Consider the following 13,963-nt stretch of genomic DNA (forward strand, 5'->3'; position numbering starts at 1 on the left):
GCGGGCGCGTGATTCTACGGTCGTGAGCGGCGCGGCGCGTGCTAAACTTGCCCGTGCCGGAACCACGGGAAAGAACGTCGCTCGGCGTGCAGGCGGAGCGTGCCGTGCTGGCGGCGGTCCGGCTGCCTGAGTCGCGCTACGACCGGGCCGACCCGTTCGGCGAACTGCGTGCCCTCGCCGAGCAGGCCGGCGCGGTCGTCGTGGGCGAGATGAGCCAGAGCCTCGACCGGCCCATCCCGGGCACCTACATGGGCACGGGCAAGGTGCGCGAACTCAAGGGGCTGTGCGAGCGCCTCGGAGCGACCACCGTCATCTTCGACCACGATCTCTCTCCGCGACAGATCGCCAACATCGAGCAGGAAGTCGAGCGCAAGGTCATCGACCGCTCCGAACTCATCCTCGACATCTTCGCCGCCCGCGCTACCACGCACGAAGCCCGGCTCCAGGTCGAACTGGCGCAGCTGGAGTACACCTACCCCCGACTGCGCGCCATGTGGGACCACCTCGAACGCATCGTCGGACGCGGCGGGATCGGCGGCGTGGGCACACGCGGCCCCGGCGAGCAGCAGCTGGAGATCGACCGCCGACTCGTGCAGCGACGGCGCCTCGCCCTGCAGCGCGAACTGGACGAAATCCAGGGACGCAAACGCCGCGCCGTGCGCAAGCGCAACGAAGAGCACTTCACCGTCGGACTGGTCGGCTACACGAACGCCGGCAAGAGCACGCTCTTCAACACGCTCACCGCGGGCGGAGCGTACGCGGACGACCGCCTCTTCGCCACCCTGATGACGCGCACCCGCGAATGGGCGGTCGAGGGCGGCCTGCGGGTGATGCTCTCGGACACGGTCGGGTTCGTCCGCGACCTGCCGCACAACCTCATCGCTTCGTTCCGGGCCACGCTCGAAGAGGCGACGCACGCGGACCTCCTGCTCATCGTGCTGGACGTCTCCGATCCCGCGGCGGAGCACCAACTCGGCGTCGTCGAGCGGACGCTGGACGACCTCTTCGCGGAGGTGCGTCGCCACGAGGAACGCGACGGAAACACTCAGTGGCGTGCACCCCAGCGGCTGCTGCTCCTCAACAAGGCCGACCGCCTGCGCGACAACTCCGAGCCGCTCGTCTGGCAACGCAAGCGGCCCGGTGCAATCGCGCTCTGCGCCCTGCCCGGCCCAGACGGCAGGCCGCGCCTCGGTGCGGACGAACTCGCCTCGGCGGTTGCCCTCGCGGCACGGGGGGGGGAGCGCGAAGTGCTCGTCACGCTGCCGAGCACGGACGCGCGGGCCGTGCACCTCGTCGAGACCGAGGGGCGCGTGCTGGACCGGTCGTACAACGACTCGGAGGTCACGCTCCGCGCGCGCCTCGGCGAGCGGCAACTCGTCCGCCTCCGGGCTGCCGCCCCAGGCGTGCGGATCGCCGATGCCCTTGACTTGCGCCGCGCATGACAACGCCGCCCACACGAACGGGCGGCGCTGGCTGAGTGACCACGCGCAGGATCTCGGCACGCGATCAGCGACGGCGGCGAGCGGCGGACGCCAGCCCGAGGCCCAGCAGAGCGATCGACGCGGGAGCCGGGATGTAAGTTCCCGGATTGCCGAGGTCGCCGCCTGCCGAGAACCACGACCCCTGCACATCGCCGATGAACGAGAGCGACCACTGGTAGACGTCGTTGGCGCCGAGAGCGGCGTTCGAGTTCGGGTTGCCGCTGATCGTCTGGGTGCGGATGGTGCCTGGGAAGGCCTGATCGCCGTAGGTGAAGCGGTCCACGAGGTTGCCGCCGGAGTCGTAGAGATTGATCTCGTCGTTGCGCCCGAGGTTATTGGTGTAAGGCCCGAGAACAGTGACGCCGGAGAGGCCCCAATCGGCGATGAACGCCGCGGGAGAGACCTCGGTGATGATGAAGCTCTCCCCCGGCATCAGGGTGCCCGCGCCCGAAAGGTCAAACACGCCGGGCAGGCGGCTGTCGTCGTCGTAGGACCATCCCGTCATATCGACGGGAACATTGCCGATGTTGGTGAACTCGACGAACTCGCCGAGATTACCGGAGTACATCCACTCAGTGATGCGGACGTTGCTGGCGCAGGCCGCGGAGGCGATGCCGGCCGCGAGAACGGTCGCCATCATCTTCATCTTCGTCATCTCTCTTTGCTCCCATGCTGAACTGCGGTCGCCACCGACCCGCCGACCCGCGCGGGCCCGTCGCGTACCCGTGGCAGTGACGCAGCGTAGAACGGGGTTCGTTTCGCACGGATTGGCGTTCCGCTAAGGTCCTGACAAAAAGCGCGGACCCCGCGTGCTCGACGCTCACGCACCCGGAGTCTTAGCCGAGTCTTTGCGCCGCCTTGATCCGGGACAACGCTCGCACGTCCATACTTTCGACACATGCCGCGTGGGCATCGTCGCTCGCGCTGCCGTTCGAGGGGACACGGTTCATGGCGTACACGCAGCCTTCCCGTTCGGGCTTCACGCTCATCGAACTGCTCGTCGTCATCGCGATCATCGCGCTACTGATCGGCCTGCTCCTGCCGGCGCTCGGGCAGGCGCGCGAGGTGGCGCGTCAGGCCGTGTGCGCGAGCAACCTGCGCCAGATCGGCGTTGCGTTCACCTCGTACGCGGGCTCCTGGAAGGGAACGTACGGCTCAGGCCCCTGGGACAACCGCACGAACCGGGGCTACGGACCTGCCGACGAGGCCGGTTGGGTCGCGGACATGGTGAACGGCGAGTACGGCAGGCCGGGCGAGATGCTCTGCCCCAGCCTGCCCGCGAAGTTCAGCCAGAACCTCATCATGGAACGGCTGAACGACAAGCCGTTCAAGCCGTTCACCGAAGAGGAGCGCGACCTGCTGATCCAGCGCGGCTTCAACACCAACTACACGCAGTCCTGGTACATGGGCCTCACCGAGCTGCGATACCCGCGCGGCGGAGAAGGCGTGCCGTTTCCCGACACGAAGAACCCCAAGGACTGCGTCGGCCCGCTGAACGATCGGTACATGGTGATGGCGCCTCCCGATGCCGTCCCACTCATGGCCGACGCCAGAACCGACACGCTCTCGGGAAACGACCAGATCACCTACAAGGGCCAGAAGTATCCCGCCGTCAAGCAGATGACCGACGGGCCAGTCATCGATCCCGCAACGAAGTGGTTCGCCTGGCAGAACTACACCGACTTCGGACCCGCACACGGCAAGGGCGCGATGAGCATCTCAAAGAAGGGACACGATCGCGTCATCGGCAACTTCGCCTTCGCCGACGGGCACGTCGATTCCTTCCGCGACATCAACGGCGACAAGGAGTTCGGGGGCAGGCTGCAAGGCGGCGAGTACACATACCCGGATCTCGAAGGCAGGGTGTTCGGGGGGATTCTCTCCTCGGGCAGATACCGCTGAGTCACCACCAAACCAGAGGAGAGGATCACATGCTCAGAACTCGCGTTCCCGCGGCACTCGTCCTGGCCTTCATGGGCGGTGCTGCCCAAGCCCAGGTCGTCATCAACGAGGTGTTCGAGAATCCTCCGGGCAGCGTGGATGAGTACTGGGAATACATCGAACTCTACGGCTACCCCGGCGCCAGCCTCGACGGGTACGTCATCGCCCTGCTCAAGGGCGGTGCGGACCTCAACGGCAACGGCATCCCCGACCGACCTTCCGAGATCGACGAGTGCTTCGCCCTCGACGGATACAGCATCGGCTCCAACGGACTCTTCGTGCTCTACAACGATACCGGCGGGTTCAGTTTCATCCCCGACCTCGTCGCTCCCGAAACCGCGATCGCAGGCTTCATCGCCACGCACGTCCCCACGACGGACACCCCCGGCAAGCTCGCCAACGACGATTCCTCGACCTACGTACTTCTCCGCCGCAGACCCGCGGACCAGCCTTACGGCACTTCATGGCGCAAGGATGTCGATCCCGACGAGAACTGGGACAGCCGCATCGACTTCGGCCCGCCCTACCAGCCGTGGGGCCGCAGGCTCGAGCCGTACCAGATGGTCGACGATATCGCCTGGTCGCACAACGCCGGCAAGGAGTACGTCCGCAGCAGCCAGGACGAGATCTCCGAGACGCCCGGCTACAACCCCGACGCGATCGTCCGGCTCGCCTACCGCGACACCAACCCAGGCCCGCAGCCCCGGCGCGCCGACGAGGAATGGGTGCACGGCGACGTGGTCTCGGTCCCCGACATGCTCTTCGACTCGGCCCGCGTCAACGGACCCACGGGCGTCGATCTCACCGGCTTCGGGCTCACTCCCGGCCGTTTCAACGACAAGGCCGGTGTCGCTCAGTTCCGCTACGTCATCGGCGACATCAACTTCGACGGCGCAGCCGACCGGCTCGATCACTGCCTCGCCGTGTCGCTCCTGGGCGCAACGCTCGACGACCAGACGCTCATGGTCCACGACAACGGCACGAAAAACGATCCCTCAGACGACTTCGAATACACCGGCTGGAAGTGGCAGGGCCGCGATTTCAACAGTGTCCACGCCCTCATGCACATGGATGTGAACGACGGTGCCGGCTTCACGAACGCCGAATGGGTAACGCAAGCCGATGTCGCGGCAGTGCTCGCCCTCATCTGCATCGCCGACTGGAATGCCGACGGCGTCGTGAACACCCTCGACTTCATCGGCTTCCTCAACGCCTACACCGCCGGCGATCCCTGCGCCGATGTGGACGGCACCGGCACCGTCAACACGATCGACGTGCTGACCTTCCTGAACGCCTTCGTCGGCGGGTGCTGAGCGCCGCTGCAGCCATCAGTGCCCCCACGCGCGCTCAAGCCGCCTGCCAACCGCCGCCGGTGATCCCACACTCGCCCCTAGTGCTGCCGCCAGGGGCGTTTGTTTCACAAGCCCGGATCTGCCACACCCTCGAACCGATCCCCACGACGCCCTGACTGGACAATCGACCCCGAGGCCCGGATACTTCCTCTCCGCGGCGGCCTCCGTCGCCCGACCGCCACCTTAGCTCAGTCGGTAGAGCGGCGCTTTCGTAAAGCGCAGGTCCGGGGTTCGAGTCCCCGAGGTGGCTCTTTGCTGAGGCTTGGGATGGGTGGCAGAGGCTTGGTGCGCCGCGTCCGATCGCCGCCAGCCGACTCTCACCGGCCCGGGAGGTACTGGTCCATCCAGTCGTCCTGCCGCAGCACGGCCGCGCGGTTGCGGCGGGCGAACGCCTCGCCGCGGCGCTGCGCGAGGCGCATCAAGGCGTGTGCTGAGCGGATGTGCGAGAGTTCTTCCGCCTGGGTGCGCCGGAGCAGCACGGGCGCGAGGTCGCGGGCGTGTTGGATCACGAGTTCGTCTTCGAGCGAGCAAAAGACCTGGGCCGAGCCGGGGTCGCCCTGCCGGCCGGCGCGCCCGATGAACTGGCGGTCGATGCGCTTCGCGGCGTGCATCTCGGTGAGCAGGACGTGGAGCCCGCCTGCGGCGCGAGCGGCGGGTTCGAGCACGATGTCCGTGCCGCGGCCGGCCATGTTCGTGGCGACGGTGATCGGCGCGGGTGATTCGTTGGTCGCGCCGCGCCCGGCGTGTGCGATCAGCTCTGCCTCTTCCTTGTCGTGCAGGGCGTTGAGGACGACGTGCGGCAGGCCGCGCTGCGTCAGCCGTTCGCTGAGCAGTTCGCTCGCCGCGATCGACCGTGTGCCGACGAGAATCGGCCGGCCCGCTTCGTGTACGGCTTCGATCGATTCGACGATCGCCGACCACTTCGCCTGCGCCGTGCGGAAGATGCGCCGCGGCCACTGCTCACGGATGACCGGCCTGTTCGTCGGCACGACGACGACGGGCAGCGAGTAGACGTGCTCGATCTCGCCGGTCGCGTCGGCGGCGGTGCCCGTCATACCGCAGAGGAACGGGTAGCTGCGGAAGAACCGCTGGAAACTCATGCGGGCGAGCGTCTCGCGGTCGGCGGTGACGGTCAACCCTTCCTTCGCCTCCACCGCCTGGTGCAGGCCGTGCTCCCAGGACCGGTCCGGGAGGAACCGGCCTGTGTACTCGTCCACGATGACGACCCGGCCGTCGACGACGTGGTAGTGCTGCCCGTGGCGGTAGCAGTGGCGTGCAACGAGCGCCTGCCGGACGAGTTCCTCCGCGCGGCGCGTCGCCCGCCAGATCGGCTGGTCCAGCCCCTGGAACATCTGCGACAGGCGGTGCTCGCCGCGACTCTTGAGTTCGGCGCGCCTGCGGAGATAGTCGATCTTGTAGTCCGGCCCTTCGTCGAGTTTCGCGGCCATCGCGGCGGCCTGCTGGTAGACCTCGGACATATCGTCCTCACGCCGGCTTCGCGCGATGATGAGCGGAACAACGCCCTCATCGATCAGCACCGCGTCCGCCTCGTCCACCAGCGCGGCCTGCAGCCCGGGCACCAGCGGCCCGCCCGCATCGCCCGAGAGCATCAATCGCTGCCGACCGGCCCACGCGCTGTTCAGTTCGCCCAGGCGGATCTGGTCGCGCAGATAGTCGGCGGTGATCTGCTTCGGCGTGCCGTAGACGATCGCGCGGGCGTAGACGTCGAACCGCGCGGCGGAGTCCATCTCCTGCTGGATCGCGCCGACGTCCAGGCCGCAGCGGCGGTAGACCGGCCGCCGGCTCTCCGCGTCGCGTCGCGCGAGGTAGTCGTTCACGGTGAAAACGTGCAGGTGTCTGCGTCGCCACGCGATGAGCGGAGCCGCGATGGAGCCGGTCAGCGTCTTGCCCTCGCCCGTGAGCATCTCGATGACGCGCCCGTGATAGAGGGCGAGCGCGCCCATCAACTGCACGACGAACGCCTCCTCCCCCGTTTCGCGGCGTGCGGCCTCACGCACCAGCGCCATGCCGCGCCGCACCAGCGCATCATCGGCCCGTCCGCGTACGAACCGCTCGCGCGCTTCACGGATGTTGTCCTCGAGAGCCGCTTCTGAGAGCGCACGGATCGGCGGCGCGAGGTCATCGATCAGCTCGGCCTGCCGGATGAACCATGCGCGCCGAACGCGCAACTGTCGGGCCTTCACGCCCGCGCGCACGGCCAGTCCGTCGAGGCCCTTGTGGACCTCGGGCCGACGCCTCCGCGAACGAACGGCCTCGAACAATGCGTGATATCGCGTGACTGCCTGGGACATGGGTCACTTCGTCATTCTGTCTTCACACGTTCACCTTGCCCTGCACCAGTTTGTGCAGGCGGTCGATCCACTGCCACGCGAGCGGGGTGCGTGGCAGCGTGAACCGCAGCCGCACCCGCTCACCGGGCATCCCCGTCCACTGCCCGGCCTGCGCGGGCAGCGGCTCGACGTGCATCACGAACTGCGGGTTTGTCGCGACAAGCCCCGTGTTGTCGTCCTTGGCGGTCGCGACCGAGCCTCCGCCGCCGTACCCGAGCGACGGGTGCGGCAGGCGGGTCTGCCCCGCCTCCAAAACCTTGACGACGCGCCCGGGCACCGTGTCGCCTGCACGCGAGAGGAACCGCACCTCGACGCGGTAACGCTCCTGCCCGAGCGCATAGTGCCAGTCGGCGTCCTGCTGCTTGAGCAAGGCGGTCACGCGAACGCGCGATTCGTCAACGACACGGCAGACCGGCTCGCCGCGCTTTGCGAACGAGCCGACGAGCGCCGCCGGGTCCGCCGAGACGACGCGGCCGTCGTGGGGCGCGCGAACGATGAGTTTTTCGATCTCTTTCCGCAGGTAATCGGCCTGCCCGCCGAGCGTGTCGATGCGCTGGCGCGCGACCTGGGCCGTTGCCGTGCTGCCTCTGCCCATCGCCTGCTGCTCGATGCTCTCCATCTCGGCGATCCGGGCCGTGACGATGGCGAGGCGTGCCCGCAACTCATCGCTGCGGAGCGTGACGATCGGTTCGCCGGCGCGGACCGCGTCGCCGATGCGGACGTGCGCCTCCTCGACGAACCCGTCGGCACCGAAGAAGACGCCGGTGGATGCCTCGCTCTCGACGACGCCCGTAGCGCGCCTGTGGTCGGGCATGGGCACAAGGCCGACCGCACCGAGACCGACGGCGATCATCGCCAGGCTGGTCGCGATCGCCCGCGGCCGGAAGTCGGCGAGCGACGGGTGGCTCGCCAGCCAGTGGACGAACTTGCCGACGGGCAGGATGAACCACATGCCCGCCGTCCAGATCGCCAGCACCAGCCCGATGGCGAAGAGTTTGCCCATCACGTAGAGCGTGATCGAGAAGAACAGGAAGATGCGGTAGGCGAGCGCGAGGATGCCGTAGGTGTAGAGGATGGCCGTCTCGCCGCGCTGGCTGCTCGGGGGCGTCTCGTTCTTCATCCTGTAGACGCGGGTCTTGAAGAAGTGTTTGAGCTGGTTCATCGACCGCTGCATGAGGTTGGGCACCTCGAGCAGGTCGGCGAGAATGAAGTAGCCGTCGAAGCGCATGAGCGGGTTGGCGTTGAAGAGGATGGTGGACACCGACGCCGTGAAGATGGCGTTGTACGCGATCTGATGCACCAACGAGCCGGGCTGTGTATTCAGCCATACGAGCGCAGCGATCGACGCCACGAACAACTCGAAGATCATCCCCCCCGCGCCGACCGCGATTCGCTTCCACTTGCTGGCGAAGGACCAGGCGGCCGAGGCATCGACGTAGGGTGCCGGGAAGAGGACGAGCAGCATGAAGCCGAACTCCGGCACCTGCCCGCCGAACCGCTTGCAGATGACGCCGTGCCCCGTCTCGTGAATCGCCTTCGTCACGATGAACACGACGACGAGCCAAGGCCACAGCGTCGGGTCGCGGTAGACGTCTTCCGCCTGTCCGAGCAGGGCTTCCCAGTGCGGTGCGAGCTGCACGAGCGCGAACAGCACGAAGGCCAGCCACGCGAAGAAGCCCCACTTGTTCAGCACCGGCCGCAGGATCGGCTCGATCCATGCGAGGTAACGGTCCGGGTTGAAGACCCGGATGCGGAAGTACATGATGCCGATCGCCTGCTGGGCCGCCTTCTGCCCGAGCCGCTTGCGCCCGCGCCGCAGGAGCTGCTCCGTCTCGGGGGTCACGTCCGCGGCCAGCAGGTTCGAGTTGTACAACTGGCTGATGAGCTGGATCACCTCGCCCTGGGTCGGCGCGGCGTCGCCGTGGCGTTCGAGGCACGCCTGCCAGATCTCCTCCACGGTGCGTGAGCCGTCGAACAGGCCGACGAACTCATGCGCGATCGGATTCAGCCGATAGAACTGGTTGCTGGAGGGGTCGCGCACGACGTGCCAGCGCCGACCGCGGTAGTGCTGGCGCGTGATCTGCACGTGCGGCCGCAGCCGGGGCTTCATCGCCCGCACGCGGTGCCAGAAGGGGGAGAATGTCGGGCGTTCGCTCAAGGGGATGCCTCAAAATGCCGAGCGGTCAAGCGGAGCCGGAACACATGAGATTGATGGCACGACTGGATCACTTTCGCTATTCGGCTGTTTGCCGCTTGGTCATTTGTCCTACCACCACAGCCACAACCTCACCGTGTCCCTGATCCGCCGGGTGCCGATGTCGAGCAGCGTGCGCCGGCCGGTGTCGAACTTCGCCAGCCCTTCCATGCCCGGTCGCATCCAGGGGGCGGTCTCGGTCAGACGCACGCGGACCTCGAAGGCGTTGCGTCCCTCCTCCGGCGTCGCCAAAGGCACGATGCGCTCCATCTCGAACCCGAACCGGGTGTCGGGCTTGGCCTTCGTCGCGAGGTCGTGCCGTGCCGCGCCGCTCTCCCGACCAGCGGCCTCCATGATGAGCGCGATGTCGCGGTCGTCCACTCGCGCGACGCCGATCATGTCGTCGAGCGGAGCGATCTCGAAGAGCGCCTGCCCCGTCTGCACCGACGAGCCGATCCGCTCCTCCAGTTCGCCAGCGAGGATCGTCCCTGCGATCGGCGCCCGCACCACGGCCCGCTCGATCTTCGTCGCCAGGAGGTCTACCTCGGCCTGTGCGGCATCTGCCTGCGCCTCGGCCTGCTGCACCTCGGCCTGCTTGCCCTGAGCGCGGGCGTTGTCAGCGCGCTTGAGCGCCTCGCGCCGACGGTTCTCCGCTTCGAGTATCTGCAGGCGCAGTTCGACCGTGTCCAGTTCCAGCAGCACGTCGCCGGCTGCGACGCGTGCCCCAGGGCGGATCTCGTCCGGCAGCGCGGCGATGATGCCGTCGAACGGTGCGGAGATCGTCCGCTTGTGCCTCGGTTCGAGCGTGATCGGCGCCTCGACGCGGTAGGGCACGCGAACGAACGTGACGAGGATGGCGATCGCCATCACGGTCACGCCCGCCAGTTTCCACGCCGTGTGCTTCGGACCGACGAGCCACTCGCCCGCGCGGAGTGTCGCGTCCCAGGTGCGCAGCGCGAGGTTGCGGTCGTTGAGCCGCTTGAGCCGCAGCACCGGCGCGACGAGGTCCATCGTGCTCTGGAGCAGCTCGATCGTCGCGGGGTCGATCCGTCCTTCGCCGCTCGTCTCGACCGTCACGACGCCCGCGGCGTCCTCGTCGATGCGCAGCGGCAGCGAGCAGACCTTCAGTTTCGCGTCCGATGACGCCAACTCCCGGTGCGCGTGCGTGATCGCCTGCGCCAGCAGCACGTCGGCGACCTCGCCGGCCTCGCCCCGTTCCGGAGGGGGGGGGTGCATCACCGGCTGCTCCTGGTCGAAGCACTCGTCCATCGCGGCTTCGAGCTTCTGGACCATCGCCATTCGCCGGTCCACGTGCTCGGTGTCGCTGATGGCCACGACCTTCACGCTCGCCCCTTCGCCGCCGCGGCCGATGCCCTTCGCCCATCCGACCGCGACACGATCGACGCCCAGCTGGCGAGAGAGATCGTTCGCCAGTTGCATCGCCGCCCCCTTGAAGTTCGGCGTCGCGTTCAGCGATGCGATCAGCCGCGTCGCCAGGTCCAGGGCGGCGCCGGCGGCGCGCGTCCGGCGCAACGCCTGCCGCGCTCCGTGCGCATGAACGTAGCCGCACAGCACCTCGACCAGCGCCAGGGTCGTCTGCAACGCGGCCCGCGACCGCCCTTCGAGAAGGAGCGTGATGACGTGCCGCACGACCGGCGCAGGCCCCTCAGGCGTGCCCGACGCCAGCGGCACCGCGACGAGATAGCCCTTGTGGTCCGAGTCGTAGAAGGGGCTGTCGGCCTCGAGGCCGTAGACCTCGATCCTGTTCGCGGTGGCCGCCGCTCGTGCTCCGCCACGGACGTCGATCTCACGCTCGACCGCGCCCTCGGGCAGCGTCCCTCCCTGGGCGTCGGAAGGGGGGGGCCAGACCATGACGGGCCGCGGCTCCGGCTCGCCCGAGCCGCCCTCGTCCCCGCTCACGCCCACGGTGAAGAGCACGGCCTGGCGCGCCCCGGCCGCCTGGGCGAGCACTGCCATCAGGCGCATCAAAAACGTGCGGTCGTCCGGCGCTGGCGCGGAGAGTTCCGCCACCACGCGCTGCCAGCCTGGCGCTCGCAACTTCGACAGGTCGATCACGGCGCTGCCTCCCCCCTCGTCGCGCGTGCCGCGCGGCCTGGCACGATCCGCTCCCGCCACTCCGCGCTCGGCTCGGTGAAGCGAACCCAGCACGCCAGGCCGGGCACGAGATGCTCGGGGTTCGGCACCTCGACGCGGACGCGCCGCGTGCCGCTGGCCGCGTCCACGGTCGGCGCGACCTCCGAGACGGTGCCGAGATACACGCGCTGGTCGCGCGCCACCGGCATCAGCACCCACGCCGGGTCGCCGACTTTCAGCCCGAGTTCGAGCGTCTGGTCCGCCGGCGCGGGCACATCGATCTCCAGCGGATCGACGGACACGATGCGCACGACCGGATCGCCCTCGCGCACGGACTGGCCCTCGTCCACGAGCACCTGGTCCACCACGCCGTCCCACGGCGCGCGCAGGCTGAACTTCGCCACCCTCGCCTCGGCTCTGTCTGCCTGCAGACGAGAGAGCGTCTGGTTGAACAACTGGAGGTCGAGGTCGATCTCCGCCGTCTCGCTCGCCACACGGGCGCGGTCGTACTCCGCCTGCGACAACCCGCCGCGCCGGAAGACCTCGTCGGCGCGATCGAACTCCAGCCTCGCCAGTTCCGTCTGCTTGCGGGCGCGCTGCACGGGCAGTTCGGTCTCGGCGCGCTCGCGCTGGAAGCGCGCCTCGGCGATGTCCTCGCTGTCGTCGCCGCGAACGAGCAGGTCGCCCGCGGCCACCCGCTGCCCGCCGACCACGGCGACCTCCGCCACGCTCGTAGACAGAGAGAAGCCCATCACCGCGTCGCGGCTCGGTTTCGTGACCGCCCGCTCGCCGCCGAACGAACGCACCGTCGCCGACTCAGCCGCGGGCTGAGGCGACGGCACAATCGACGCCGCGCACACCACCGCGACCGACACCAGACCGATCACCGCGGCAACTCGCCGCCTGACAACAGGTGGACTCATGGGAGTGCTTTCTTCCATAAGGAGGAGCCGTCGTTCCCGGCGTTGGCCGGAGGGATGGGCCGCGGTGTGGTCGTCGGCCCTGGGGCTCCCGCACGGTGGGCTAGGAGGTCTACGCCCCGCCACCGGGGCCGGTTCCCGCCTATCGTAGCCCTCAGGCCGCCCATCCGAGGCTGCTCCCCCCACCACATCGGCAGAACGGAGTCCCCCGGTGTCCACACCCGTGATGCACGCCACCCGACCCGCCGGCCGCCTCGCACTGAACGGCGGCACGCCGGTCAGCACGACCCCTGTCCCCTTCATGAAGCCCCAGCTCCACCGGGCCGACATCGACGCCGCCATCGCCGTGCTCGAGTCCGGGATGCTCCGCGCCGCCGCTCGCTGCGAGGAACTCGAACGACGTTTCGCGGAGATGTCCGACGCCCGACACGGGCTGACCTGCTCCAACGGCACGACCGCGCTGCAACTCGCGTACGGCGCGCTCTTCTCTGCCGGCGACGAGATCCTCGTCCCCGCCTGGACCTACATCGCCACCGTGAGCATGGTTGTCGCGGCCGGCTGCACCCCCGTCTTCGTGGATTGCCGCGAGGACACCTTCCAGATGGACCCTGCGGACGCGGCCCGCAAGGTCACGCCGCGCACCCGAGGCATCGCGGCTACGCACCTCTACGGGTGCCCGGTGGACGTTGACGCCTTCCAGTCGATCGCCGCGAAGCACGGCCTGCGGGTCGTGTACGACGCCGCGCAGTCGCACCTCGCGCGCTACGGCGGGCACGGCATCGGCGCGTTCGGCGACGCTGTCACCTACTCCTTCTACGCCACCAAGAACCTCGGCACAGGCGAGGGCGGGCTGCTCACCGTGAATGACGATGCCCTCGCCCGAGAGATCGGCCTGCTGCGCTCGCACGGCGAGACGGAAAAGTACCTGCACGAGCGAGTCGGCTTCAACTACCGCATGAACGACATCACCGGCGCGATCGGGTGCTCGCGCCTCGACCGTCTGCCCGCGGAGACCGCCGCCCGCCAGTCCGCGGCCGGTCGGTTCGATTCGATCCTGGCCGACATCGACGGGCTGGCGGCGCCGACGGTCACACCGAAGGCCGAGGCCGTGTGGCACCTCTACACGGTGAAGATGGACCTGTCGCGTTTCACCTGCACCCGCGACGAGTTCTGCGCCGCGCTGAAGGCCGAGGGCGTGCCGACCGCCGTTCACTACCCGCGTGCGACAGTGGACCAGCCCGCCCTGGCCCCGTGGAACAGGCACGACACGCCGGTCGCGAGTTCACTCTCCGCCCGGGTTTTCTGCCTGCCCATGCACCACGCGCTGACGGAGGAGCACTTCCGCGTGATCGAGGGATCGCTGCGGAAGGTGGCCGAGGCATTCCGAGCGTAGACCTGAATCGCACGGCCGCCGGTGTTCTCCTATGATTCGCCCTTGGATGCGAGGCGCTTCCCCACTCCGGAACGCGAGTGCGTCAGCGAAGCGATGGCGAAAGCGCTCCAGCGCAAGACACCCGAGGAACGACCCGCCATGCTCGACGGGATGATGTGATGTTCCGCCCGGAGCATGATCGAAGACGCGCACCTCCATCGCGGGATCGACCGATCCGGCCTCCACGAGCAATGGCCG

The 13,963-nt window shown here is 68.4% G+C and carries 9 protein-coding genes and 1 tRNA gene; 5 read left to right on the forward strand and 5 right to left on the reverse strand.

Features of this window, described 5'->3' with window-relative positions; all coding sequences use genetic code 11:
• Positions 1-38 precede the first annotated feature (38 nt).
• Entirely contained in the window at positions 39-1,442 is a 1,404-nt protein-coding gene (hflX, locus tag FBT69_05535; protein ID MDL1904265.1) for a GTPase HflX, read from the forward strand.
• Positions 1,443-1,506: 64 nt separating this feature from the next.
• Here the strand turns inward: hflX and FBT69_05540 are convergent, their stop codons facing one another.
• Positions 1,507-2,127, reverse strand: a complete 621-nt coding sequence (locus FBT69_05540) for a PEP-CTERM sorting domain-containing protein (protein MDL1904266.1) — start codon at positions 2,125-2,127, stop codon at positions 1,507-1,509.
• Between the two features lie 302 nt (positions 2,128-2,429).
• Between FBT69_05540 and FBT69_05545 the strand changes: the two genes are divergently transcribed.
• The 3 genes from FBT69_05545 to FBT69_05555 all read left to right on the forward strand — a co-directional run bounded on the left by FBT69_05545 (position 2,430) and on the right by FBT69_05555 (position 5,024).
• The gene (locus FBT69_05545; protein MDL1904267.1) at positions 2,430-3,383 is read left to right on the forward strand and encodes a DUF1559 domain-containing protein; all 954 of its coding nucleotides are present in this window, start codon (positions 2,430-2,432) and stop codon (positions 3,381-3,383) included.
• Positions 3,384-3,412: 29 nt separating this feature from the next.
• Positions 3,413-4,735, forward strand: a complete 1,323-nt coding sequence (locus FBT69_05550; protein ID MDL1904268.1) for a hypothetical protein — start codon at positions 3,413-3,415, stop codon at positions 4,733-4,735.
• Positions 4,736-4,951: 216 nt separating this feature from the next.
• A tRNA-Thr gene (locus tag FBT69_05555) sits at positions 4,952-5,024 on the forward strand.
• A gap of 67 nt (positions 5,025-5,091) precedes the next feature.
• Here FBT69_05555 and FBT69_05560 read toward each other — a convergent pair.
• The 4 genes from FBT69_05560 to FBT69_05575 form a co-directional block, all read right to left on the reverse strand.
• Positions 5,092-7,086 carry a hypothetical protein gene (locus tag FBT69_05560; protein ID MDL1904269.1) on the reverse strand — a complete coding sequence of 665 codons (1,995 nt, stop codon included), beginning with the start codon at positions 7,084-7,086 and terminating at the stop codon, positions 5,092-5,094.
• A 22-nt stretch (positions 7,087-7,108) separates the two neighbouring features.
• Complete coding sequence (locus tag FBT69_05565) at positions 7,109-9,283, reverse strand: HlyD family efflux transporter periplasmic adaptor subunit (protein ID MDL1904270.1); 2,175 nt, start codon at positions 9,281-9,283, stop codon at positions 7,109-7,111.
• A 108-nt stretch (positions 9,284-9,391) separates the two neighbouring features.
• Positions 9,392-11,395 (reverse strand): HlyD family efflux transporter periplasmic adaptor subunit, encoded by a 2,004-nt coding sequence (locus FBT69_05570; protein ID MDL1904271.1) that lies wholly within the window; start codon positions 11,393-11,395, stop codon positions 9,392-9,394.
• On the reverse strand, positions 11,392-12,675 hold the full coding sequence (locus FBT69_05575; protein ID MDL1904272.1) for an efflux RND transporter periplasmic adaptor subunit: 1,284 nt from the start codon (positions 12,673-12,675) through the stop codon (positions 11,392-11,394). Before FBT69_05575 ends, FBT69_05570 begins: the two co-directional genes overlap by 4 nt.
• On the opposite strand from FBT69_05575, the gene FBT69_05580 reads away from it, so the two are divergent.
• Complete coding sequence (locus FBT69_05580; protein MDL1904273.1) at positions 12,560-13,726, forward strand: DegT/DnrJ/EryC1/StrS family aminotransferase; 1,167 nt, start codon at positions 12,560-12,562, stop codon at positions 13,724-13,726. The two genes, FBT69_05575 and FBT69_05580, sit on opposite strands and share 116 nt — an antisense overlap.
• The last annotated feature ends 237 nt before the right edge of the window (positions 13,727-13,963 follow it).

Origin of the sequence: Synechococcales cyanobacterium CNB (genome assembly GCA_030263455.1) — a bacterium.
Taxonomy (GTDB): domain Bacteria; phylum Planctomycetota; class Phycisphaerae; order Phycisphaerales; family UBA1924; genus CAADGN01.